Raw genomic sequence first — 21,316 nt, 5'->3', positions numbered from 1 at the left:
TACCCGTCGTTCTATCCCCGGGCCTCGGAGACGGGTGATTTACAAGCCTTTTCTCCTTCCTATTTCGTCTTAGAATTGTGTATATTTGTCTGAATTACGATCTCTTAACAAAACCTATTATGAACAGACGCGACGCCCTTTTGCGGGTGGCCACGATGGTCGGAGCAACCATGACGTTGCCCGGCTTTGGTTCATCCGCACTGGCCGATACGCTTGAAGCTTCGGCCGCTCAACGTGTGGCTACGGGCAAACCCGTTCTTTTCACTGCCGATCAGGACGCACTGGTAGCCGAACTGGCCGATGTGATTATTCCCACCACCAAAACACCCGGTGCCAAAGCCGCCAAAGTCAACGAAATCATCGACGTGGTGCTGAAAGACTGCTACAAACAGCCTGATCAGCAGCGTTTCATCGACGGGCTGACGCAGGTGCAGAAAATGAGCCAGGATGCCTACGGGAAATCGTATGCGCAACTCGACAACACGCAGAAGATCGACATCATGAAGAAGCTGGAAGCCGAAGCCAAGCAGCAGCGTGCCGAAATGGCTCGTAAGGTGGAAGGCCAGCAGGATGTGCAGATTCCGCAGGCAAAACGCAACGCCACGCCGTTCTTCGTGATGCTCAAAGACCTGACGCTCATGGGTTATTTCACGTCTGAGATCGGTGCCACGCAGGCCCTCGAATACGTGGCTATACCCGGCCGTTACGACGGCTGCGTTCCCCTGAAACCCGGCCAGAAAGCCTGGGCTATCTAAACAAGTTTATCGTTTCGCGTTTGAGGTTCATCGGTGCCCGACAGATTTTATCTGCTACACGACCATAGCTGAAAACGGCAAACTGAAAACTGAAAAACTTACTCTACAATGAATCTCAACATTGACGCCCAGAAAGACATGACCTACGATGCGATCGTGGTCGGATCGGGCATATCAGGTGGCTGGGCCGCAAAAGAACTGACCCAAAAAGGGTTGAAAGTGCTGATGCTGGAACGGGGCCGCGACATTAAACACGTTGAAGGCTATGTAACGGCCACCAACAATCCCTGGGACTTCCCCCACCGTGGGCGCATTACCACGCAGGCGGCCGAAGAGTATTGGGCTAACATGCGGACGGGCTACACCGCCAACGAAGAGTGGCGCCACCACTTCGAAAACGATTCGCTGAACCCCTACATCGAGAAACGCCCGATGGACTGGATCCGCGGGTATCACGTGGGCGGCCGCTCGCTGATGTGGGGTCGGCAGAGCTACCGCTGGAACGAGGAAGACTTCATGGCCAACCTCAAAGAAGGCGTAGGTGTCGATTGGCCGATCCGGTACAAAGACCTGGCTCCTTGGTATAGCTACGTGGAGGGATTCGCTGGCATCAGCGGCAACAAAGACGGCCTCAGCGTATTGCCCGACGGCAACTTCCTGCCCCCCATGGAGCTCAACTGCGTGGAGAAGGAGGTGAAAGCACGGGTTGAAAAAGCGTTTGGCAAACGGCGCATCACCATTGGCCGCGTGGCACACCTCACCGACCCCAAAGCGATGCACACGGATCTGGGCCGGGCAGCCTGCCAATACCGCAACCAGTGTATGCGGGGTTGTCCGTTCGGTGCCTACTTCAGCACGCAGGCCGCTACGCTGCCCGCTGCCATGAAAACGGGCCGCCTGACGCTTCGCCCCGATTCGATCGTAGCCGAAGTATTGTATGATGAGAAAAAAGGCCGCGCTACGGGCGTTCGGGTTATCGACCAGAACACGAAAGACGTGCGCGAGTACTTTGCCAAGATTATCTTCCTTAACGCCTCAGCCTTCGGATCGACGTCGATCCTGATGAACTCAAAATCGAACCGGTTCCCCAACGGGATGGGCAACGAGTCTGATCAGCTGGGTCGTAACATCATGGACCATCACCTTGCGGTAGGTGCGTCGGGTGATTTCGACGGCATGGAAGACAAATATTACTACGGCCGCCGCGCCAACGGTGTCTACGTACCCCGTTACCGGAACTGGGACGGCGATAAGCGCGACTACCTCCGTGGCTTTGGCTATCAAGGCGGCGCGAGCCGTGGTGGCTGGAACCGGGGCAACGGCATGGAGGGCTTTGGGGCCGATTTCAAGGAAAGCCTCACTACTCCTGGTCCGTGGACAATGGGCCTTGGTGGTTTTGGCGAAGTACTGCCCAATCCCGATAACCGCTTTACCCTTTCGCCCGACCAAAAAGACCGTTGGGGTCTGCCGCAGCTTGTGTTCGATGCCGCTTACGGCGAAAACGAGAAGAAGATGCGGAAGGACATGATGAACGATGCTGTCGAAATGCTCGAAGCGGCTGGTCTGAAAAACGTCCGCGGCTATAACGACGAATCGAAACACCTCGGCATCGGTATTCATGAGATGGGTACTGCCCGTATGGGTCGCGATCCGAAAACGTCGGTGCTGAACGCCAACAACCAGGTGCACTCGGTGAAGAACGTGTTCGTTACCGATGGCGCTGCCATGACGTCGGCTTCGTGCGTAAACCCGTCGCTTACGTACATGGCCCTCACGGCTCGCGCTGCCGATTTCGCTGTGAAAGAGTTGAAAAAGCAAAACCTCTAAGATTCCTTTTCGTCTTAGCAAAAGGCCCCGGCTGTCCTCTGATAGCCGGGGCCTTTTTGCATGGGCAACAGTTTGGCAACACGTACCCACAAAAAAGCCCTCGACTCAGGTCGTGGGCTTCAGATTCAATCAGGTGTAGTCTGTAACCGGAAAGGCCGCTAGGCCGCAACGCCCACCTGCTGTTCGTTTTCGAGGTATTCCAGCACGCCCTTAAGCGTCACCAGCTTGGGGTAATCTTCATCAGGAATACGAATGCCGAAAGTCTGCTCCAGATGCATGATCAAATCGACCGTATCCAGACTGTCGAGACCGAGGTCACGGGTGAAGTGTACGGTATCGGTCAGCTCGGATTCCCGGATGCCAAAATTTTTCAGAATATCAACAACTTGTTCTTTCATAACCATTGTATCGTCTTCGAGCTGAATTGTTGTGTTTTGAGGATGGTGTTTACTAGGTCAACTCCCAATCCGCTGATTTTGTTGCATCTGTGAATTAACAAAAAGATAAATTTTATGATTTTTTAGGGAAAGGCTCAACCACTTCAGAGTACGAGTTACAACCTGGCATCGGCTGGATTTTAGCTACGCCACTGTTCGGTAACTCGTACTCTGCAAAAATCAGAGGGTTTCGCCCAGCAACCGCTTGAGTTCTAGTTGATTCAGCAATAATTGGTACTGAAACGCCAATTGAGCCAGTTGAGCCTCCTCAATACCCGTTTCGGCACTTTCCAGTTCTACCGTCGTGATGACGCCATTACGCAAACGGGTTTGGGCCAGTTCGAGCGCTTTACGGGCTTGTAATACCTGCGTGTTCAGGTTTTGTAACCGGGTCTGGTTGGCCACAATATCGGCGTTGAGCTGTGTGAGTTGCTGACGCAGTTGCGCGTTGGCATTCTCAACGGCATACCGGTTGGCGTTCAGGTTCAGCTTCGCCACCTGATTTTGCAGCCGGTAACGCCGCCCAGCGTAGATCGGCATCGAAAAGGCGACTCCTGCCGCCACGTTAAACTTGGGCGTATTCACGTCAGGTACGTACCCGTTGCGGAAACCGGTTGAGCCTTGCAAAACCAGATTAGGTCTCCCAGACAGCTCGTCGATCCGAATCTCCGTTTCGGCCAGCTTTACCCGATCCTGAGCGGCCAGTATGTCTTTATTGCCGACCAGCGCCGTCTGGAGCTGCCCTTCCAGCACAAACGGTTGAATAGGATCACCAAACTGCTGAGACGCCGCGCTCACCGCTGGTTCAGCGCTGCCGGTCAGGTACGTTAGCAACGCCCGTTGCCGATCTAGCTGGTTTTGCAGATCGATTTTGCGGTTTTGTGCCGTTTTCAAACGTACCTGCTGCGTGATCACGTCATACTGCAAGGCGTCGCCATTGCGCAGCCGAGCCGACAGCACATTCACGTTGTCGCCCGCCGTGCGAATAACTGAATCCTGCACCACGATGCTCCGTTGCAGAAAACCGATGCCATAATACGCCGCTGCCACCTGATAGGTCAGGTTGTGGCGCGTCAGCTCCTGCTGCCGTTGCTGAATGCGCAGATTATCGCCCGCCCGCTGCACGGCGGCACTGGTCCGCCCAAAATCATAGAGCGACTGCGAGATGGCGACGTTGGCATTTACGTTATGATTTGGCTGAAACTGCAACGTCACATCGCGCCCATTGACGGGTAGAGTCGCTTTCGGAACGGGGTCGATGTACTGGTATGAACCGTTCAGCCCGATTTGAGGGCGGAGGGCCGTGCGAGCCAGATCGGCCTGCAACGCGGTCGCCTGAATCTGTTGTTCCTGCTGTTTTAGAAGCGGAAAATTGGCCGAAGCCTGTTGCACCAATGCCCGCAGGTCGTCGGGGAGCGTCGGGGATTGCTGCGCCAGCGCCAATCCGGGCAGCAATGCCAGTATAGAAAGTAGTGAAAATCGCATGTTGTGGAATGATTCGGCGATTTTTGTCGGCACCTTGCCTAGGTACGTTACGAGCCTAGGCAAGGTGCCGACGACAACCGTTGAATGCGTTTTAGTGAGCGGCGTCGGCAGCGGCTTTGGCGGCTTCGGCAGACATCTTTTTGGATTTCAGGAGGAACAGCAGCGGAAACGATACCACGAAGAACAACCCCGCCAACCGGAACGTGTCGAGGTAGGACAGCATCAGCGCCTGTTTCTGTATGATCAGGTCAAGGTTTCGGTAAGCACCCGACATGGCCTCGAAAGCGTTTACCCCGCGCGACATCAGCCCTTGCGACATCGCGTTGAGGCGGTCGGTGAGAAGCGGGTCGCCGGGTTGTAGGTGGCTCACCAGATCGCCCCGGTGCACGGCCGAACGCTGCGTTACGTAGGTGTTGGTGATGGCTACGCCGAACGCCCCGCCAAGCTGACGCATCATGTTGACGATGGCGATACCCGTGGGCAGTTGTCTTGGCTCAAGGGTCGACACCGACTGATTGATGAGCGGCACGTTAACCAGCGCCAACCCGATTCCCCGAATAATGAGCGCCCAGATGAAATAGCTGTTGGTGGCGTCCATGTTGTAGGTCGACATGATGAAACAGAACGTACCGAACGCGATGTAGCCGGCAATCGCGATGTTACGCGGCGATACACCTTTAGCCAGCAGTCGGCCCGAGATGGCAAACATCGGTAAGGTCACGAAGCCACCCGGAATCAGCAATAGGCCCGTTTGCGTGGCCGTAAGCCCCACAATCCGCTGCGCAAACAACGGGAAGAGCAGCACCGACGTAAATAGCCCATAGCCCACGATGGTGATTAGAATGGCACCGAGCGTGAGGTTCCGGTTTTTCAGTACGCGCAGGTCGACCACGGGTTCGTTGGTGCCGCGCAACTCCCACCAGACAAATAAGGGCACTGAAATGGCCGTAGCAATCGTCAGATACCGGATAGCGAGACTATCAAACCAGTCGTCGGCTTCGCCCCGCTCCAGTACATATTGCAGGCTCCCGACCCCGACGGCCAGCAGCACAATCCCCAGCGTATCGATTCGGATACTGCCCCGATCGATATTGAGTTCGTCGGGCTTCTTGTCGATGAAGGTGACGCTCAGGTACGTTGCCAGCAACCCAATGGGTACGTTGATGTAGAACATCCAGCTCCAATGGTAATTGTCGATGATATAGCCACCGAGCGTGGGGCCGAGGGTTGGTCCCAACACGATACCGGCCCCGAAAATGGCCGCCGCCGTTGGGCGCTGCGATAGCGGAAAGGCGTCGTAGATCAACCCCTGCGAGGTCGACAGCAACGCGCCGCCGCCTACCCCCTGCAAGAACCGAAACAGCACAAGCATCGGCAGGTTGGTGGCCAGGCCACAACCGTAAGAAGCCAGCGCAAACAGCACGATAGAGCCGATATAGTAGTTTTTTCGACCAAAATACCGTTGCAAAAAGCCGGTCATCGGAATCACGATCACGTTGGCGATGGCGTAGGCCGTTACCACCCACGATACGTCTTCGATGGTGACGCCGAGGTTACCCGCGATATCATTCAGCCCCACGTTGACAATCGAGATGTCGATCAGTTCAACGATGGCGGCCGTAATAGCCGTAATGACGATGATCCACTTCTTGAATCCTGTAGGCAGGGCTGGCTGAGCCGCAACAGGTGGCGAAGCAAGGGCTGTTTCTGCCATGATTAGTTGGCTACCCGAACGGCCGCATCAACGCTGAGGCCGGCGCGTAGTTTGTCCTTGAGTTGATCGGGGTTCAGAATCTCGATTTTCACCGGTACACGCTGTGTGATCTTCACGAAGTTGCCAGAGGCGTTATCGGGAGGCAGCAGCGCCGTTTTAGCCCCGGTTGATTCAGACAGCGATGCCACGCGTCCTTTCACGTCCAGATCGGGGTAGGCATCGAGCTTAATCTCAACATCCTGCCCAACCTGCATCTTCTCCAGTTGGGTTTCTTTGAAATTGGCGACCACCCAGAACGTGCTGTTGTTGACGATCGTCATGAGCGTCTGGCCGGGCTGCACATACTGGCCAACCACCGCGGTTTTCTTGCCGATTTTTCCGTCGATAGGCGCCGTCAGCTTAGCGTAGCCCAGCCGCAATTTGGCATTCTGAACAGCCGCCGCCTTTACTTTCAACATGGCCTGCATTTTCTGAATATTGGCCTGGGTACGTTGGATACCCGCCTGCGCTTTCAGAATACCGGCCTGCGCTACGCCCTGCTGCGACCGTGCCAGCGCAATCTGTTCTTCACTAGACCGATAGGTACGTTCCTGCACGTCGAGGTTGTTCTTCGAGTCGTCGAGTTGCTTGCGCGTCAGCGACTGATCGTTGAACAGGTTCTGGTCGCGTTGCAAATCGGCCTGGGCTTTGCTGCGGCGAGCCGCCTGCACTTCGGCATTCGACTGCGTTACCCGGAGGCTCTGCTGGGTGTTGCGTGAGTTGGCCTGCGCCGTAGCCAGGTCGGCCTGCGCATTGCGGATATCGGCCTGCGCTGTGCGAATGTCGGCCAAAGTCGATTCGTAGTCGGCCTCCGCCTGTTGCAGGGCTACCTCATATTCCTGCGGATCGATCGTGAGCAGGGGCTGTCCCCGTTTAACAGTTGCATAGTCATCGACATTCACGTCCTGAACGTACCCAGCCACTCGGGCCAGTACGGGTGCGGTGCTGCCTTCGATCTGCGCATTGTCCGTCGATTCGTATTGCTGACCGTGACGATACGCTGTGAAACCCCAATACGCAGCGGCGATCAACACGATCAGACCCAGCACACGGGGTAGATAGGTTTTCAGCGTAGACGATTCAGTTGCCATAGGTTACTATAATTTGGTTGTTATCGCTGTGAATGCTGGCAGATAGTATCATCAATCTGTCAGGCTAATGAGCCAAAGGTAAACCAGGTTGACTATAAAAGTCAAGCAAGTTGACTATATTTGTAAGTCAGTTTTTGTTTAACTGGTTTCAACTTTTTGTTTTCTTGCCGTAAAAAATGGAATTGAGCAACAAAACCTTTGATTACGCCCAAATGCGGGATATGCGCAGCCGTTCGCTGGGGCGATTGGCCTGGCGTTTCAAGCGGTTTATGGATGAGTTTATGGAGCCTCGCCTGCATCAGCGTGGCTTTGCCGATTTCAAGCTTAGTTACCTGCGGCTGATTGCCAACATTGAGGAAAACGGCATTACCAACAACGAACTCGCCCGCAAAGCCGATGTAACCAAGCAGATGATGAGCAAGGTGGTCAACCTGCTGGAGCGCGAAGGGTACATTTATACCAAACGCGACGAGCAGGACTCACGGGCCAGCCGCATCTTTTTGAGTGAACGCGGTTTCTCGCTGCTTTTTGCCGTTTCGGAGTGCATGCAGGAAGCCAACAATCATTTCAGCAGCATCATTGGGCCGGAACGTTTGCAGAACCTGATCATCGACATGCGTGATCTGGTCGATGGCCTGGATGGGGGCCGGTGCCGTTAATCAGGCCCAAACCATACTGAGTACGCCCATCATCATAATAAGCTTACACAGATTGCTGAGGTACGCAAAGTTGCGGCGGGTATCGGCCATAACGAGGCGATAAACCAGCCAGGCTACCGGAATCAGCAGCAACATAAAAATCCAGCCGAGGCGCGGGTTATTCAGCGAGTCGGCCATCAGGAAAAGCGTCATGATGAACGACGCGATAATAATATAGAGCAGGTACTTAGTCCGGCGCAGGCCCCAGATGATCGGCAGTGTACGACAGCCATAACGAGCATCACCCCGAATATCCTCCATGTCTTTGATGATCTCCCGCACCAGCGTCACGATAAACGAAAACGACGCGTAGACCATCAACAAATCGACGCGCTGCTTATAATAAACGGCCAGAACAATGAGCGAAAGGGCCGTCAGAAAGGCTACGACAAGGTTGCCGATGAACGGTTGCCGTTTGAGGTTAGCCGAATAAAACCAGAGCAGCGATACCGACAATACATCGACCACGAATACCCAGCGGCTCAGCAACAACCCCAGCAAGCAACCCACCACGTTGAGCACCTGATGCAACGTAATGGCCCAGCGGCGTTTCAGGTACCGCCCGATCACAACCCGTTCCGGCTTATTGATGATGTCGATCTTGACATCGAAATAATCATTGATGATATAGCCCGCCGCCGCAATACAGACCGTCGAAAGGGTGAGGATAAACAACTGAGGTTCAAGCAGGAGGCGGGGCCAGTCGCTGCGGGGGCCAATCAGCGCTACCCGCGCCAGATATTGTGTACCGACCACGATCAGCAGATTCTGCACCCGTACCAGCCGCAGAAATCCTTTGACAAATTCGGAAAAGGGTATGGGTCGGGTCATGAGTACGTTGTTGTCTCGGTAGCCACGAAAATTCGCTAGACTACACGTCTCACAAACTTACGACTCCCAGCGTTGAAAACAGGTAGGTATCCCAGTAAGTGGGCATTGGTTACCTCAACGCCAGTTGGCAAGGTCGTGTCGGTATAGCGAATGCATTCGTCGGGATGAACCCAGAATCGTTGAGGGGGCGTGTCGCTGACAGCCTCGAAGCCCAGTTTGCGGTAGCTCGCTCCGTCCGACCAGTCACGATCGGCATACGTCATCAGATCGTCGGCCGGGTGGTTGCGCAGGTACGTTGCCAACAGTTTATCCAGCCCCCCCACGACGGTAAATCCCACCCGATTGGCAAACCGCAATAATTCCGCCGAGCGGTAGGGTTGTTCTGCCTGCATCATCTGCCGGGGCTGCGCAAACGTCGCCACCGCCAACAGGAGCTCTTCTACCCCACCCGGGGCGGTCCCGCGTCCGGGTGGGGTCGGCAATACTCGGTAGTAGCGACTAGGCAGGAAGAGCCCATACCGCACTTTGCCGGGCAGCGGCACCTGTAAGTGATGGTCTGTCAGAAACGCCATTGCCGTCGCTTTGTCGATCCGACGTACCTGTGTAAGTCGCCCCGGCACCCGAATCGACTCACCCTGTAGGGCTGCCAGCCGCGAGGCTACGATGGCCGGTTTCTGCCGCTCCACATCGCTCCACAAATGCACAACCCGCTGCCCCTGCTCGGATAGCTGGTTGGTTAGTTCCTGGAAGAAGAACGTCGGGTCGGGTCCCTGCGCCAGCCAGTAAGCATACGTATCCAGGTCGATCTGGTGGAGCGACAAGGTTGGTGTAAGTGGAGTCAGCGTAAAGGGGGTAAGCATTCGACAAAGGTCATACCGGGCTCTGCCCGGTGCAAGCAGATGCTTCGCCCAGCGTCAACCTTTAGACTTAAGGTTATGCTTCATAGTAGCATATCCAGACAATTGGTTCTGTGCGCGATAAGTGGTCGCTTCGGCGAAGCACCTACTTGCACCGGACAAAGCCCGGTATGACCCAAGCCTTCGTACCTTTGTGAAATGGAAATCACTTCATTTGAGGACTTTGCGCTGAATCGGCAGTTGCTCAACGCAGTCGCCGACGCGGGGTATACCGAACCCACGCCCATTCAGCAAAAGGCCATTCCGGTTGTGCTGGGGAACCACGACGTGCTGGGTATCGCCCAGACCGGTACGGGCAAAACCGCCGCCTACGTGCTGCCGCTGTTGATGCGCATCAAGTTCGCGCAGGGAACGGCCCCGCGCGCGCTGATCCTCGCCCCTACCCGTGAACTGGTTATGCAGATCAACGAGGCCATCGGGCAGTTGGCTGTGCATACCGACATCCGGCACGTCGCTATTTATGGTGGCTTAGGTCCCAAAACGCAGATTGAGCGGCTACAGGCCGGCGTCGATATTATCGTGGCCACGCCGGGTCGCTTCAACGACCTCTACCGCCTGGGCGAGATCGTGACCAAAGACCTGAAAGTAATGGTCCTCGACGAGGCCGATAAGATGATGGACATGGGTTTCATGCCGCAGATTCGGGCCATTCTGGAAGTGATCCCGCGCAAACGGCAGAACCTGCTGTTCTCGGCGACTTTTCCCGATAAAGTCGAGCGGCTATCGTCGGAGTTTCTGGAAGCGCCGATCCGGATTGAAGTAACCCCCCAGGCGTCTACGGCTCAGATGGTTGAGCAGATCATTTACGACGTACCCAACTTCCGCACGAAAATCAACCTGCTCAACTACCTCATTTTGCAGGAATCCTTTCAGCGCGTCATCGTCTTCACCCGCACTAAAACCAATGCCGAAAACGTCTACAAGTTTCTGGCTCGAAAAGTGATAGAAGCTGGGAACGTGCGCGTTATTCACGCCAACAAAGGTCAGAATACGCGCATCAACTCCATGGAGGCGTTCAAGGAAGGTAATGTGCGGGTACTAGTAGCCACCGACGTGGCCGCGCGCGGCATCGACGTGGCTGAGGTTTCACACGTGATCAACTTCGACGTACCGCTGATCTACGAAGATTATGTGCACCGCATCGGACGTACCGGCCGCGCCAACCATACGGGCGAGGCCATTACGTTCGTAACGATGTCCGAAGAATACCACGTCGCTAAAATTGAGAAAATCATTCGGATGACCATTCCGCGGCGGCCCATTCCAAACGAAGTTGAGCAAACAGAGACGCCTTTCGACGAAAAGCAGGATATGCTCCGCGAAATCGACGAGCAGCGACGCAAAGATGACCCAACGTTTCTGGGTGCTTTTCACGAAAAGAAAAACCCGTTTGCGGCACGGGCCACCAAGCGGTCGGCGGGTGGCCGTGGGAGCAGCGCCAAAGCAAAATCGGGTGCTGCGGGTAGCCCCGGTGGTGGATTAAAAAAGCGGGCTACGAGCGGCGGCCCCAAATCGTCAAGTCGCTCAGCGTCAGCGAATCGAGGTGGTAAAAAACCACGATCGGGCCGACGATAATCGGTAACTACGTACTAACTTGGTTGTCCTATCGTTCTACGATAGCTATGCATCACAAGGCTTATCCTCATAACGGACCATCCAAAACCGCTGGGGGCCTCTCGCAGGTTCTCATGTGGGGCTGGCTGTTGTTACCTGCGCTAGCCCACGCGCAGGCACGTACCCCGGTGATGGTGAAAGCAACCCGTTCGGCGGCAAAACCGGCTGGCTCGGCAACGAAAACGCCACCGGTAGCCGAATCGGCAGTAGCCCATCTCGTGCAACCCGCTCCCCCGGCCCCGGCAGAAACGACCACCGTTCGTGAAGTCGACGTTCGCATTTTGCCCCTGTTCGGCGGGCGCTCTAAATCGGCGCAGCAGATCGAAGACGAGATCCGGTTCCTGAACGAGTGTGATCAGAATTTCAACTCGCGGGAAGAAGCCAGTCAGTTTTTTGCGGCGCGCGGCTGGGAATATGTCAGCGAAGCGCAACTGGACACGGCCGCTTATCGGTTCAATCTGGCCAATCTGCTCAACGATAAAAACGGCGATGCTTTCTGGGGACTTGGGGTGGTATGTTACCAGCGAAATCAGCTCTCCGATGCCATTAACATGCTGAAACGCGGAGCGGCACTGGCCGATACCAACGCCGTTTTGCTGACTGATCTGGCTACTGTCGAGTTGGAGTACTATCAGGCGAAGCACGATACAACCAGCCTCACCGACGCCCGCGATCATCTTCAGAAAGCTATTTTCCTGAATCCGTCGCACGCCACTGCCTTTGCTCGCCTTTCGCAGATCAGCTACCAGCAGGGCGAATACCGCAACGCCTGGGCATATTTGCACAAAGCCTACAAGATCGACCTATCTTCCATCGATCTCGTCTACATCCAGGAACTACTGGCCAAAGAGCCAGACCCGATCGGGTTGTTTAAATAATGGCACCTTGTATCAGCGGGGGTTTAAACCGCCCGCTGATACAAGGTTTCTACTCTGTCTCTTCCTCAGCGTCAACCTCTTTGTCTTTCGGGCGTTCGTAGGTGATTTTGCCCTTTTCATCCCACTCCGTTAGCGTGTAGGAATCAAACGGCACTTCCCAGCGGTCGCGGCTGTACTGCGTTGTTCGCTTACGGAATCGGCGAGTGGCATTGGGGTAATATTCCGTCCAGCGACCAACCTTCACCCCGCTGTCATATCGCCCTTCTTCGGCTAGTTGGCCGTTGGGATGAAACGCCAGGTACGTTCCTTTCAGCTTACCGTACTCATAGGGCATCACTTCTTTGATTTTGGTATGGGCTGAATCGTAATAAGTGATCTGTGCCTCGGCCGGGAAGCCCCGATGATAACGTACCTTGTCGACAAGCATGAACTTGGGATCGTATTTCTCCCAGCGCCCATCTTTGGTACCGACATAATAGTATCCCTCTTCGACCAGATCGCCATTCTGATAGCGTTTGTAGGGGCCATGAAGCAGATACACGTTGTCCAGGTCCTTATTCAGTACCTTGATCCGGCTTTCTTTAGGGTTGTAGCCGTAAACCTCACGAGCATACTTGTTGGGATCCTGCCATTCGCGCAGGACATGGAACTCCTCTACGATGGTTCGATCGCCGCTACCGATCTTGATAAACTGACGAACCATAGCCAGCCCTTCGTAGTCGGTTTTCGAGGCTTTCTTCTTCGCCCGTTTGTCGTCCTTCTTTTTGGTAAACGATTTAATCTTCAGGCCAAGGTCGACCATGTCAGACCCCAGTACATTGCTCAACATGCTTCCGGTCGAGTCCTTCTTCGGAATGGCTGGTAAGCCGTAAGCCGTAGTCGAGAGCGGATCGCTGACCACACTGGCGGGCACACCGGCCTGCTCGGCCACTTTTTTCAAGAAACCGCCTTTTTGCTTGGCAGGCACCGCTACCGGCGGGCCGCCCGCGGTGGTTAGGGCAGAGGGGGCCGTAGTTTGAGCCACCAATACCGTAACCGGGATACAGCATATGCTAAGTAAAAGAAATACGCGAAACATAGAGCTAATGAGACCGCACGAAACAGGTTTAATGGGTATCTGAGTAGGTGGGAATCGTTGGGCCGATGAAGTTTGTTAGTTTTGTATCGTTGCGCAACCGATATATGGTGGTGCAACGCATTTATACAGAAACGGATTCACAAAAAAAGGGCCACGCCGAAACGGGCAAACGGCTATCTCACTTCAGCAGTGGAAAAAGACGCAAAAATTTATGTAGCTGGTCACCGCGGCATGGTCGGTTCAGCAATTGTCCGTTACCTCAACGCTCATGGTTATCAAAACATTGTAGCCCGCACCTCATCTGAGCTGGACCTGCGCAATCAGGAAGCGGTGGCAACGTTTTTCGCCGATGAAAAACCTGACTATGTCTTTCTGGCGGCGGCCAAAGTAGGCGGCATTCTGGCCAACAATATTTACCGGGCCGAATTTCTGTACGACAACCTGATCATCGAAGCCAACATCATTCATAGCGCTTATCAGAATGGTGTAAAAAAGCTGCTGTTTCTGGGTTCGTCGTGTATCTACCCGAAACTGGCACCTCAGCCGCTGAAGGAAGACTACCTGCTGAGCGGTTTTCTGGAGCCTACCAATGAGCCCTACGCCATTGCTAAAATTGCGGGGATTAAGCTATGTGAGGCCTACCGGAGCCAATACGACGCCAATTTCATTTCGGCGATGCCTACCAACCTGTATGGCCCTAACGACAACTACGACCTGCAAGGCTCGCACGTGTTGCCGGCGCTGATACGGAAGTTTCACGAAGCGAAGGTGAACAACCAAGAGTTTGTGGAAGTTTGGGGTACAGGGTCACCTTTTCGCGAATTTATGCACGCTGACGACCTTGCCGAGGCCTGCGTGTACCTGATGAATAATTATGATGGCGAACAGTTCGTTAACGTTGGTACGGGCGACGAAGTAACCATTAAAGAATTGGCCGAATTAGTGAAAGAAACGGTCGGTTTCGAAGGCGAACTCCGCTGGAATACCGACAAGCCCGATGGCACGCCCCGTAAGTTGATGGACGTATCGCGCCTCCACGACATGGGCTACAAGCATCGTATTGGCCTGCGCGAAGGTCTCGCTGCCACTTACCAGGACTTCCTCAAGAATGAGGAAGTGTATGTGAGCTAATTTTTGTTTGACGTCTAACGTTCAACGTGGCATGGCCCAACGACTGGCGTGGGTGCGTGACACAACTTTAGACTTTGGACATGACCCGTTGAACGTTTATTTATGACAGCATCCCTCAATTCGGAGAATATCCATTTAAAGGAGTATGGTAGCAGCATCCAGAAAATGGTGAACTACCTGCTCACTATCGACGACCGCGAAAAACGGACGCGGCAGGCTTACGTGCTGATCGAACTGATGCGGCAGTTGCATCCGGCTATGAAGGATGGGCAGGACTACAGCAACAAGCTGTGGGATGACCTCTACCTGATGTCGGGCTTTCAGCTCGATGTCGACAGCCCGTTTCCGCCGCCATCGCCCGACGCGCTGGGCCAAAAGCCTAAAAAAGTCGATTACAAGTACCGGAATCTCAAATACAAGCACTTTGGGCAGAACGTGAACTTGCTGGTGCAGCGGGCTATCGACACCGATGACGCCGAAGAGCGCCGCGGGTTCGTATCGTATCTGGTACGGCTCATGAAAAACTTCTACACCACCTGGAATAAGGAGAACGTAGAAGATGAGACCATCTACCAGAGCCTGCTCGATATTTCGCGGGGGATGCTGGCCCCCGATATCTCGCTCATCCGGTCGGAAGGCCTGATTGAGTCAAACCCGCGCGAAGGCGAAGACGAACAGCCACAGCGGCTGGGTCGGAATGGCCGTCAGCCCAACAATAACTTCCCGACCAAGCAGAACCAGGGCCGCAACCGCAACGCAGGCGGACACCGTAACTTCCGGGGCAACAACAGTGGCGGGAGCAGTGGCAATGGCAACAGCAATCGCAACAACTTCCGGGGCAACACCAATAACAACAACCGGCGCAGAGGCCGGTAGAATGTACAATGAATAATGTACAATGAGCCTATCTCACTCACTGTACATTATTCATTGTACTGGAGCGGTAAACCGCAGTGTTCATTCTTCATTGTACATTTCTAAAATGGCTTCATTCAAAATTACTGGCGGGCGGAAGCTACAGGGCGAACTGGTACCGCAGGGGGCAAAAAACGAAGCCCTCCAAATCCTGTGCGCCGTGCTGCTGACCAAAGAGCCGGTCACCATTCACAATATTCCGAACATCCGCGACGTCAATCAGCTCATCGACCTACTGGGCGATATGGGCGTGTGGGTTACCAAACTCAAAGAAGGATCGTACCGGTTTGTGGCCTCCGATGTGAATCTGGAGTACCTCGACACACCGGCTTACAAGAGCAAAGCGGCGGCCCTGCGGGGTTCGGTGATGCTGCTGGGGCCTATGCTGGCTCGCTACAAACAGGGACGCATTCCCCGGCCGGGCGGCGACAAAATTGGCCGTCGGCGGCTCGATACGCACTTCCTGGGCTTCGAGAAACTCGGGGCCAAATTCCACTACGACGGCGACTTTTACCGTGTTGAAGGAGAAGCCCTTAAAGGAGCTTACATGCTGCTCGACGAGGCGTCGGTAACGGGCACAGCCAACGTATTGATGGCCGCCGTGATGGCCGAGGGTACTACCACCATCTACAACGCCGCCTGCGAGCCGTATTTGCAGCAGCTGAGCAAAATGCTCAATCGCATGGGGGCCAAGATCTCCGGCGTGGGCTCTAACCTACTCATCATTGAGGGGGTTTCGGAACTACAGGGCACCGAGCATACCATGCTGCCCGATATGATCGAGATCGGTTCGTTTATTGGCCTGGCCGCCATGACGCAGTCGGAAATCACGATCAAAAATTGTCAGATTCCAGAACTGGGCATTATCCCCGACGTATTCAAGCGGCTGGGTATTCAGATGGAGTTCCGTGGCGACGATATTCATATCCCGTCGCAGGAGCTGTATGAAGTTGAAACCTTCCTCGACGGTGGTATGATGACCGTGGCCGATTCGCCCTGGCCCGGTTTCACCCCCGATCTGCTCAGCATTGTGCTGGTGACGGCTATTCAGGCGAGTGGCACCGTGCTCATTCATCAGAAAATGTTTGAAAGCCGCTTGTTCTTCGTCGATAAACTCATCGAAATGGGCGCGCAGATTATCCTCTGCGATCCGCACCGGGCTACAGTTGTCGGGTTGGGTCGGCATCAGCAACTGCGTGGCATCCGTATGTCGTCGCCTGATATTCGGGCCGGCGTGTCGCTTCTGATTGCCGCCCTGTCAGCCAATGGCACAAGCATCATCGACAACATCGAGCAAATCGACCGGGGCTACCAGAACATCGACACCCGCCTCAACGCCATCGGCGCCGAGATCACGCGGTTGTAATTTTTTTAAACGCGAAGGCGTCAAGGTGTCGCAAAGAACGCAAAGCTTTTCTTTACCAAGATTTGTACTTAGCGCCCTTTGCAACACCTTGGCGCCTTCGCGTTTAAACGTAATACCATGAAAGCTGTTCTCTGCCGCCAGTATGGCCCGCCTGAAAGCCTCGTTGTTGACCAGATCGACGTACCCAGCGCCTCACCGGGCAACGTGGTGATCGATGTGAAAGCCTGTGGCGTCAACTTTCCTGATACACTTATTATCGAAGGCAAGTACCAGTTCAACCCCCCGTTTCCGTTTTCGCCAGGCGGTGAAGTGGCAGGCGTTGTGCGCGCCGTGGGTGAGGGCATAACGTACCTGAAGCCGGGCGACAACGTATTTGCGCTGACAGGCTGGGGCGGTTTTGCCGAAAGCGTACTGGCCGATGGGTTCAAAACGTTTCCGATGCCAGCGGGGATGGACTACACCACGGCCGCCTCGCTCATGTATACCTACGGTACCTCCTACCACGCGCTGAAACAACGAGCGCAGGTACGTTCCGGCGAGACATTGTTAGTGCTGGGCGCAGCCGGTGGCGTGGGGCTGGCAGCGGTTACGCTCGCTAAACTGATGGGAGCACGAGTAATCGCTGCTGCCTCGACCGACGAAAAGCTTGCCCTCTGCCGCCAATACGGCGCCGACGAGACTATCAATTATACCACGCAAAACCTCCGTGACCGCCTAAATGAATTGACCGGCAAGCGCGGCGTCGATGTCGTATACGACCCGGTTGGGGGCGATCTTGCTGAACCGGCCTTGCGCTCGATGGCCTGGGGCGGGCGCTATCTGGTGGTTGGTTTTGCCGCGGGACCTATTCCGGCCTTACCTTTTAATCTGCCACTGCTGAAAGGCTGTTCGGTGGTGGGGGTCTTCTGGGGCGCTTTCGCCGAACGTCAGCCCAAAGACAATGCGCAGAACGTGCGCGAGCTACTCGACTTCTGGCAACAGGGACACCTCGTCCCTCACATCCACGCTACGTACCCGCTTGACGGTGCCGCCGACGCACTTAACGAAATGCTTGGCCGAAAATTGATGGGTAAGGTATTGATTGTACCGTAAGACCTCCTGTATATATCTGTGACGGTTTTTTTGAATTTCGTCGATATTATTATATTTATGAAATGGTATTGGGGACAGCTTGGATAACTATCTTCTTTCTTCAATACCTTTAACAAATTGAACGCTTCAACAATGTTACAACAATTCAATATCTCAAACCCAAAAAGATCTCCTAAAGAATATAGTCGAACTAACTGGTTTCCATATTACGCAGGGTTTTCGTCAGAATTCATATATAACATATTGTGTAATATCGAGAACAGACAAGCTTTCTGTATTGCTGACCCTTGGAATGGTGGGGGGACTACCACAACAATGGCAAATGCTTTTGGTTTCGAAAGCAAAGGAGTTGACTTAAATCCTATAATGTTAATAGCTGCAAAGGCTTGCTTACTAAACGTTTTAGATATTCCGAGCATAGTACCTATAACAAATGATATTGTTAAAAAATCACATAAAAAATATACAATAGAATTAAAAAATGACCCGCTCGGTCTATGGCTGAATGATTCATCTGTGAAGTGCTTCAGAAATTTAGAGTTAGCTATAAAGCATTTACTAATCAGCCCAGAAAATCACAATCTAATTATCAATCTAGAAGATTCATCAGGAGAAGGAATATCCTGCATAGCTTGCTTTTTTTACATATGCTTGTTCAGAACATTAAGAGGTATATTAAAGAATTTTTTAGGTTCTAACCCAACTTGGGTTAAGATTGCAAAAAACGAAAATTCTAGGATTGACCTGAATAGCAAAGTTTTAATTAATCTATTTCAACAAGAAATAGATATTATGTTGAATAAGATGAGTTATGATGTATTATATAGTGGAATCACTAACGCAAGAACAAACTTTTCTGTTGCGTCCTCTGAATTACTGCCTTGGCAATCAGAATCTATCGATTTAATAATTACATCACCTCCATATTGCACAAGAATAGATTATGCCGTAGCAACAATGCCAGAATTAGCTATACTAGGAATTGGCAACGAATCAGGATTTTCTAATTTGAGAAGAAATTTAATCGGCACAACTACTGTTCCAAAAAATCCTATTGATATTAGCTCCAATTGGGGAGACACATGCACTTCCTTTCTGAATAAAGTTTATAATCATTCTTCAAGGGCGTCAAAAACTTATTATTATAAATCTCACACGAGTTATTTTAATTCAATATTTCTTTCCTTAAACGAAATCAATAGAGTTTTAAAGAAGAACGGAAACTGTATTATTGTAGTTCAAGATTCATATTACAAAGATATTCATAATAACTTGCCCCAAATATTAATTGAGATGTCGCAACATAAGGGTCTTAAGATTAAGTTGAGAAAAGACTTCAGATCTAACACTGCGATCTCATCAATTAATCCTAGAGTAAAAAAATACAGATCAAGCACTTTAGCGACTGAAAGTGTAATTTGTCTCGAAAAAATTAACGATTAAAAAAATGGCAATGACTAAGAAAACTGATACAGTGGTTCATCTAATAAATACATTAGAGGATAAGTTAACCAAAGTCCACACCCAGAGTTTAGATTTATCATTTAACGAACTATTGGACATGAAAATGAGCGGGGAGCTTAACATCAGTCCAGAATTTCAGCGTCTTTTTAGATGGACTGAAGGTGCTCGTTCGAGGTTTATAGAATCTCTATTGCTGGAGATGCCTGTGCCGCCTATATATGTTATTGAAGAAAACGATGGCAGTTATATGCTAATAGATGGACTACAAAGAATATCTTCCTATCTACATTTAAGAGGAGAATTGGAAGCTAAACATCTGAAACCACCAGTACAGATTGGCGAGAAGTTAATTTTAAGCGATTGCGATATTGTTCCTGAACTCAATGGTAATACTTGGGATGATTTAGGAACAGCTTTACAAATAAAATTAAAAAGAGCATTCGTAAGAGTTGAAGTGGTTAGGAAAGGGAGTGATCCTAAATTTAAATATCATATGTTTAAAAGATTAAATACAGGAGGCGAATTACTATCAGAACAGCAAGTACGTAATTGTACAATTAGGCTTTTAGACCCTGAATTTAATAATTTTATTATTAAGCTTAGTAATTATTCTGAATTCTCAAGCTGTGTAACGCAAATTATTACGTACGAACAAATCCTGAAAGCTTTTGATCAAGAATTAGTTTTAAGATTTTTTGCTTTCAAAAATGCTCTAAATAATTTCAAACATGATGTAGCAGATTATTTGACAGAATATATGGAATCTGTTTCTGATCCAGAAAATCCTGCTCAATTTGATTACATTTACGAAGAAGCAGTTTTCAAAAAAACGTTTACCATATTCGAAAAAACCTTAGGAGACAAATCATTTGGAAATGTCAACAAAAATTCTACAGCTATTAATCGCGCCTTTGGCGTATACCACTATGAAGCTCTCACAATTGGGATACAACCTTTTTTATCTTCTATAGATATTAACGACTCTAAACAGATCGAAAAACTAAAAGATATTTTCAACAAAATTAAGACAGACACTAAGTTTGTAAATATGGTTACAGGAGGTGGCAAAAACTCATCAGGCCAGCTAAAATCTAGAGTATCTTTTGTCAAAGATGTAATCCAAGATAGTCTATGAACATATCGACTATTTATGCCCAGATAGAATCTGAACTAGATTGGCGTCAAGGTGAGATTAGGTTTTTTCAAAATATTTTCTCAAAAAACCTGAATTCAGAAGATCAGTTAGAGCAGGCAAGAAGGTCCCTCATTCCGCTATTGTATGCCCACTTTGAAGGGTTTGTTAAATTTACCCTCTTGCTTTATATAAATATTATAAATAACGAAAAGGTAAAATGCAAAGTGGCAAACTCTTCTATTGTAGCTGCATCACTTTATCATGTTTTTCAGGAATTAAGAAATCCTGAAAAAAAGAATGCTACATTCAAAAAGGACTTACCTGACGATACTCCGCTTCACAGGTTTGCAAGAGATAAAGAGTTTATTGAAAAAGTAAATTCTTTTGACGAAACTATCGTCATTATACCAGATGGCGTAGTTGACATGGAATCAAATTTGAAGCCAGTAGTATTAAAGAAAAATTTATATAAGCTTGGACTAGATTATAACGAAATAACGAAAGTTGAAGGTGATATACACAAGTTGCTAAATTTCAGAAACAGTATAGCACACGGATCTATGAGGGAAGGTATAAAGAGAAAAGATTATGAAGATCTAGTAAGCAGTACTTATAAAACTATGTATTTTGTTAAAGACTTAGTTTTAAAGTCGTGTAGGTCAAAAAGTTTTATTAAATAATTTTTGAGTAGTTATCTATATTTCATTAATTCACAGCTTAAAAAGTACCAATATACAGACACATTTCAAGCTGTGAATTAACCTATTGATCCGTGAATTAGTCCGTAAAGTCTTGCTACATCCATTTGGTAATTGGGCTCGACAATGGCCTTAGCTACTTTACCTGACT

Annotated in this window: 19 protein-coding genes; 12 read left to right on the top strand and 7 right to left on the bottom strand. The window is 51.3% G+C overall.

Annotated elements, in window-relative coordinates:
- The first annotated feature begins 119 nt into the window (after positions 1-119).
- Together ACAW74_RS13310 and ACAW74_RS13305 are read left to right on the top strand one after the other, a co-directional pair.
- On the top strand, positions 120-755 hold the full coding sequence (locus tag ACAW74_RS13310; RefSeq protein ID WP_370698705.1) for a gluconate 2-dehydrogenase subunit 3 family protein: 636 nt from the start codon (positions 120-122) through the stop codon (positions 753-755).
- Between the two features lie 108 nt (positions 756-863).
- Positions 864-2,582, top strand: a complete 1,719-nt coding sequence (locus ACAW74_RS13305; protein ID WP_370698704.1) for a GMC oxidoreductase — start codon at positions 864-866, stop codon at positions 2,580-2,582.
- A gap of 158 nt (positions 2,583-2,740) precedes the next feature.
- Here ACAW74_RS13305 and ACAW74_RS13300 read toward each other — a convergent pair whose 3' ends face one another.
- The 4 genes from ACAW74_RS13300 to ACAW74_RS13285 form a co-directional block, all read right to left on the bottom strand.
- Positions 2,741-2,980: an acyl carrier protein gene (locus ACAW74_RS13300; protein WP_370698703.1), complete on the bottom strand. Its 240-nt coding sequence runs from the start codon at positions 2,978-2,980 to the stop codon at positions 2,741-2,743.
- A 219-nt stretch (positions 2,981-3,199) separates the two neighbouring features.
- Positions 3,200-4,504 (bottom strand): TolC family protein, encoded by a 1,305-nt coding sequence (locus tag ACAW74_RS13295; RefSeq protein WP_370698702.1) that lies wholly within the window; start codon positions 4,502-4,504, stop codon positions 3,200-3,202.
- Between the two features lie 91 nt (positions 4,505-4,595).
- A complete protein-coding gene (locus tag ACAW74_RS13290) occupies positions 4,596-6,218 on the bottom strand; it encodes a DHA2 family efflux MFS transporter permease subunit (protein WP_370698701.1) in 1,623 nt (540 codons plus the stop codon).
- Positions 6,219-6,220: 2 nt separating this feature from the next.
- Positions 6,221-7,348, bottom strand: coding sequence for an HlyD family secretion protein (locus ACAW74_RS13285; protein ID WP_370698700.1), 1,128 nt, complete (start codon positions 7,346-7,348; stop codon positions 6,221-6,223).
- Positions 7,349-7,560: 212 nt separating this feature from the next.
- Here ACAW74_RS13285 and ACAW74_RS13280 point away from each other — a divergent pair, with 212 nt between their 5' ends.
- Entirely contained in the window at positions 7,561-8,007 is a 447-nt protein-coding gene (locus ACAW74_RS13280; RefSeq protein WP_370698699.1) for a MarR family winged helix-turn-helix transcriptional regulator, read from the top strand.
- Here ACAW74_RS13280 and ACAW74_RS13275 read toward each other — a convergent pair whose 3' ends face one another.
- Entirely contained in the window at positions 8,008-8,877 is an 870-nt protein-coding gene (locus tag ACAW74_RS13275) for a geranylgeranylglycerol-phosphate geranylgeranyltransferase (protein ID WP_370698698.1), read from the bottom strand. It lies immediately after the preceding gene.
- A gap of 35 nt (positions 8,878-8,912) precedes the next feature.
- Entirely contained in the window at positions 8,913-9,737 is an 825-nt protein-coding gene (locus ACAW74_RS13270; RefSeq protein ID WP_370698697.1) for a hypothetical protein, read from the bottom strand.
- A 195-nt stretch (positions 9,738-9,932) separates the two neighbouring features.
- On the opposite strand from ACAW74_RS13270, the gene ACAW74_RS13265 reads away from it, so the two are divergent.
- Together ACAW74_RS13265 and ACAW74_RS13260 are read left to right on the top strand one after the other, a co-directional pair.
- Positions 9,933-11,369, top strand: a complete 1,437-nt coding sequence (locus tag ACAW74_RS13265) for a DEAD/DEAH box helicase (protein WP_370698696.1) — start codon at positions 9,933-9,935, stop codon at positions 11,367-11,369.
- 47 nt (positions 11,370-11,416) lie between these two features.
- Positions 11,417-12,286, top strand: a complete 870-nt coding sequence (locus tag ACAW74_RS13260; RefSeq protein WP_370698695.1) for a hypothetical protein — start codon at positions 11,417-11,419, stop codon at positions 12,284-12,286.
- A gap of 49 nt (positions 12,287-12,335) precedes the next feature.
- On the opposite strand, the gene ACAW74_RS13255 is transcribed toward ACAW74_RS13260, so the two are convergent.
- Positions 12,336-13,364: a toxin-antitoxin system YwqK family antitoxin gene (locus ACAW74_RS13255; RefSeq protein WP_370698694.1), complete on the bottom strand. Its 1,029-nt coding sequence runs from the start codon at positions 13,362-13,364 to the stop codon at positions 12,336-12,338.
- Between the two features lie 189 nt (positions 13,365-13,553).
- Here ACAW74_RS13255 and fcl point away from each other — a divergent pair, with 189 nt between their 5' ends.
- From fcl to ACAW74_RS13220, 7 genes are all read left to right on the top strand, one after another.
- On the top strand, positions 13,554-14,495 hold the full coding sequence (fcl, locus tag ACAW74_RS13250) for a GDP-L-fucose synthase (RefSeq protein WP_370698693.1): 942 nt from the start codon (positions 13,554-13,556) through the stop codon (positions 14,493-14,495).
- Positions 14,496-14,597: 102 nt separating this feature from the next.
- Positions 14,598-15,371 (top strand): DUF4290 domain-containing protein, encoded by a 774-nt coding sequence (locus ACAW74_RS13245; protein ID WP_370698692.1) that lies wholly within the window; start codon positions 14,598-14,600, stop codon positions 15,369-15,371.
- A 106-nt stretch (positions 15,372-15,477) separates the two neighbouring features.
- Positions 15,478-16,776, top strand: a complete 1,299-nt coding sequence (gene murA, locus ACAW74_RS13240) for a UDP-N-acetylglucosamine 1-carboxyvinyltransferase (protein WP_370698691.1) — start codon at positions 15,478-15,480, stop codon at positions 16,774-16,776.
- Between the two features lie 117 nt (positions 16,777-16,893).
- Positions 16,894-17,868, top strand: coding sequence for an NADPH:quinone oxidoreductase family protein (locus ACAW74_RS13235; RefSeq protein ID WP_370698690.1), 975 nt, complete (start codon positions 16,894-16,896; stop codon positions 17,866-17,868).
- 132 nt (positions 17,869-18,000) lie between these two features.
- Positions 18,001-19,311, top strand: coding sequence for a DNA methyltransferase (locus ACAW74_RS13230; RefSeq protein WP_370698689.1), 1,311 nt, complete (start codon positions 18,001-18,003; stop codon positions 19,309-19,311).
- Between the two features lie 10 nt (positions 19,312-19,321).
- Entirely contained in the window at positions 19,322-20,467 is a 1,146-nt protein-coding gene (locus tag ACAW74_RS13225; RefSeq protein WP_370698688.1) for a DUF262 domain-containing protein, read from the top strand.
- Positions 20,464-21,147: an MAE_28990/MAE_18760 family HEPN-like nuclease gene (locus ACAW74_RS13220; protein WP_370698687.1), complete on the top strand. Its 684-nt coding sequence runs from the start codon at positions 20,464-20,466 to the stop codon at positions 21,145-21,147. The genes ACAW74_RS13225 and ACAW74_RS13220 overlap by 4 nt, the downstream gene beginning before the upstream one ends.
- Positions 21,148-21,316: the final 169 nt, after the last annotated feature.

The organism is Fibrella musci, from assembly GCF_041321105.1.
Lineage (GTDB): Bacteria > Bacteroidota > Bacteroidia > Cytophagales > Spirosomataceae > Fibrella > Fibrella musci.
The sequence above is the reverse complement of the archived record's forward strand: the minus strand, read 5'-3'. Positions and strand labels throughout refer to the sequence as shown.

Bases quoted from the DNA above. Each gene is read 5' to 3' on its own strand.
- ACAW74_RS13290 (WP_370698701.1), bottom strand. From the start codon at position 6,218: ATGGCAGAAACAGCCCTTGCTTCGCCACCTGTTGCGGCTCAGCCAGCC.
- murA (WP_370698691.1), top strand. From the start codon at position 15,478: ATGGCTTCATTCAAAATTACTGGCGGGCGGAAGCTACAGGGCGAACTG.
- ACAW74_RS13280 (WP_370698699.1), top strand. From the start codon at position 7,561: ATGCGGGATATGCGCAGCCGTTCGCTGGGGCGATTGGCCTGGCGTTTC.
- ACAW74_RS13310 (WP_370698705.1), top strand. From the start codon at position 120: ATGAACAGACGCGACGCCCTTTTGCGGGTGGCCACGATGGTCGGAGCA.
- ACAW74_RS13265 (WP_370698696.1), top strand. From the start codon at position 9,933: ATGGAAATCACTTCATTTGAGGACTTTGCGCTGAATCGGCAGTTGCTC.
- ACAW74_RS13255 (WP_370698694.1), bottom strand. From the start codon at position 13,364: ATGTTTCGCGTATTTCTTTTACTTAGCATATGCTGTATCCCGGTTACG.
- ACAW74_RS13295 (WP_370698702.1), bottom strand. From the start codon at position 4,504: ATGCGATTTTCACTACTTTCTATACTGGCATTGCTGCCCGGATTGGCG.
- ACAW74_RS13235 (WP_370698690.1), top strand. From the start codon at position 16,894: ATGAAAGCTGTTCTCTGCCGCCAGTATGGCCCGCCTGAAAGCCTCGTT.
- ACAW74_RS13270 (WP_370698697.1), bottom strand. From the start codon at position 9,737: ATGCTTACCCCCTTTACGCTGACTCCACTTACACCAACCTTGTCGCTC.
- ACAW74_RS13260 (WP_370698695.1), top strand. From the start codon at position 11,417: ATGCATCACAAGGCTTATCCTCATAACGGACCATCCAAAACCGCTGGG.
- ACAW74_RS13300 (WP_370698703.1), bottom strand. From the start codon at position 2,980: ATGAAAGAACAAGTTGTTGATATTCTGAAAAATTTTGGCATCCGGGAA.
- ACAW74_RS13275 (WP_370698698.1), bottom strand. From the start codon at position 8,877: ATGACCCGACCCATACCCTTTTCCGAATTTGTCAAAGGATTTCTGCGG.
- ACAW74_RS13225 (WP_370698688.1), top strand. From the start codon at position 19,322: ATGACTAAGAAAACTGATACAGTGGTTCATCTAATAAATACATTAGAG.
- ACAW74_RS13285 (WP_370698700.1), bottom strand. From the start codon at position 7,348: ATGGCAACTGAATCGTCTACGCTGAAAACCTATCTACCCCGTGTGCTG.
- ACAW74_RS13230 (WP_370698689.1), top strand. From the start codon at position 18,001: ATGTTACAACAATTCAATATCTCAAACCCAAAAAGATCTCCTAAAGAA.
- ACAW74_RS13220 (WP_370698687.1), top strand. From the start codon at position 20,464: ATGAACATATCGACTATTTATGCCCAGATAGAATCTGAACTAGATTGG.
- ACAW74_RS13245 (WP_370698692.1), top strand. From the start codon at position 14,598: ATGACAGCATCCCTCAATTCGGAGAATATCCATTTAAAGGAGTATGGT.
- ACAW74_RS13305 (WP_370698704.1), top strand. From the start codon at position 864: ATGAATCTCAACATTGACGCCCAGAAAGACATGACCTACGATGCGATC.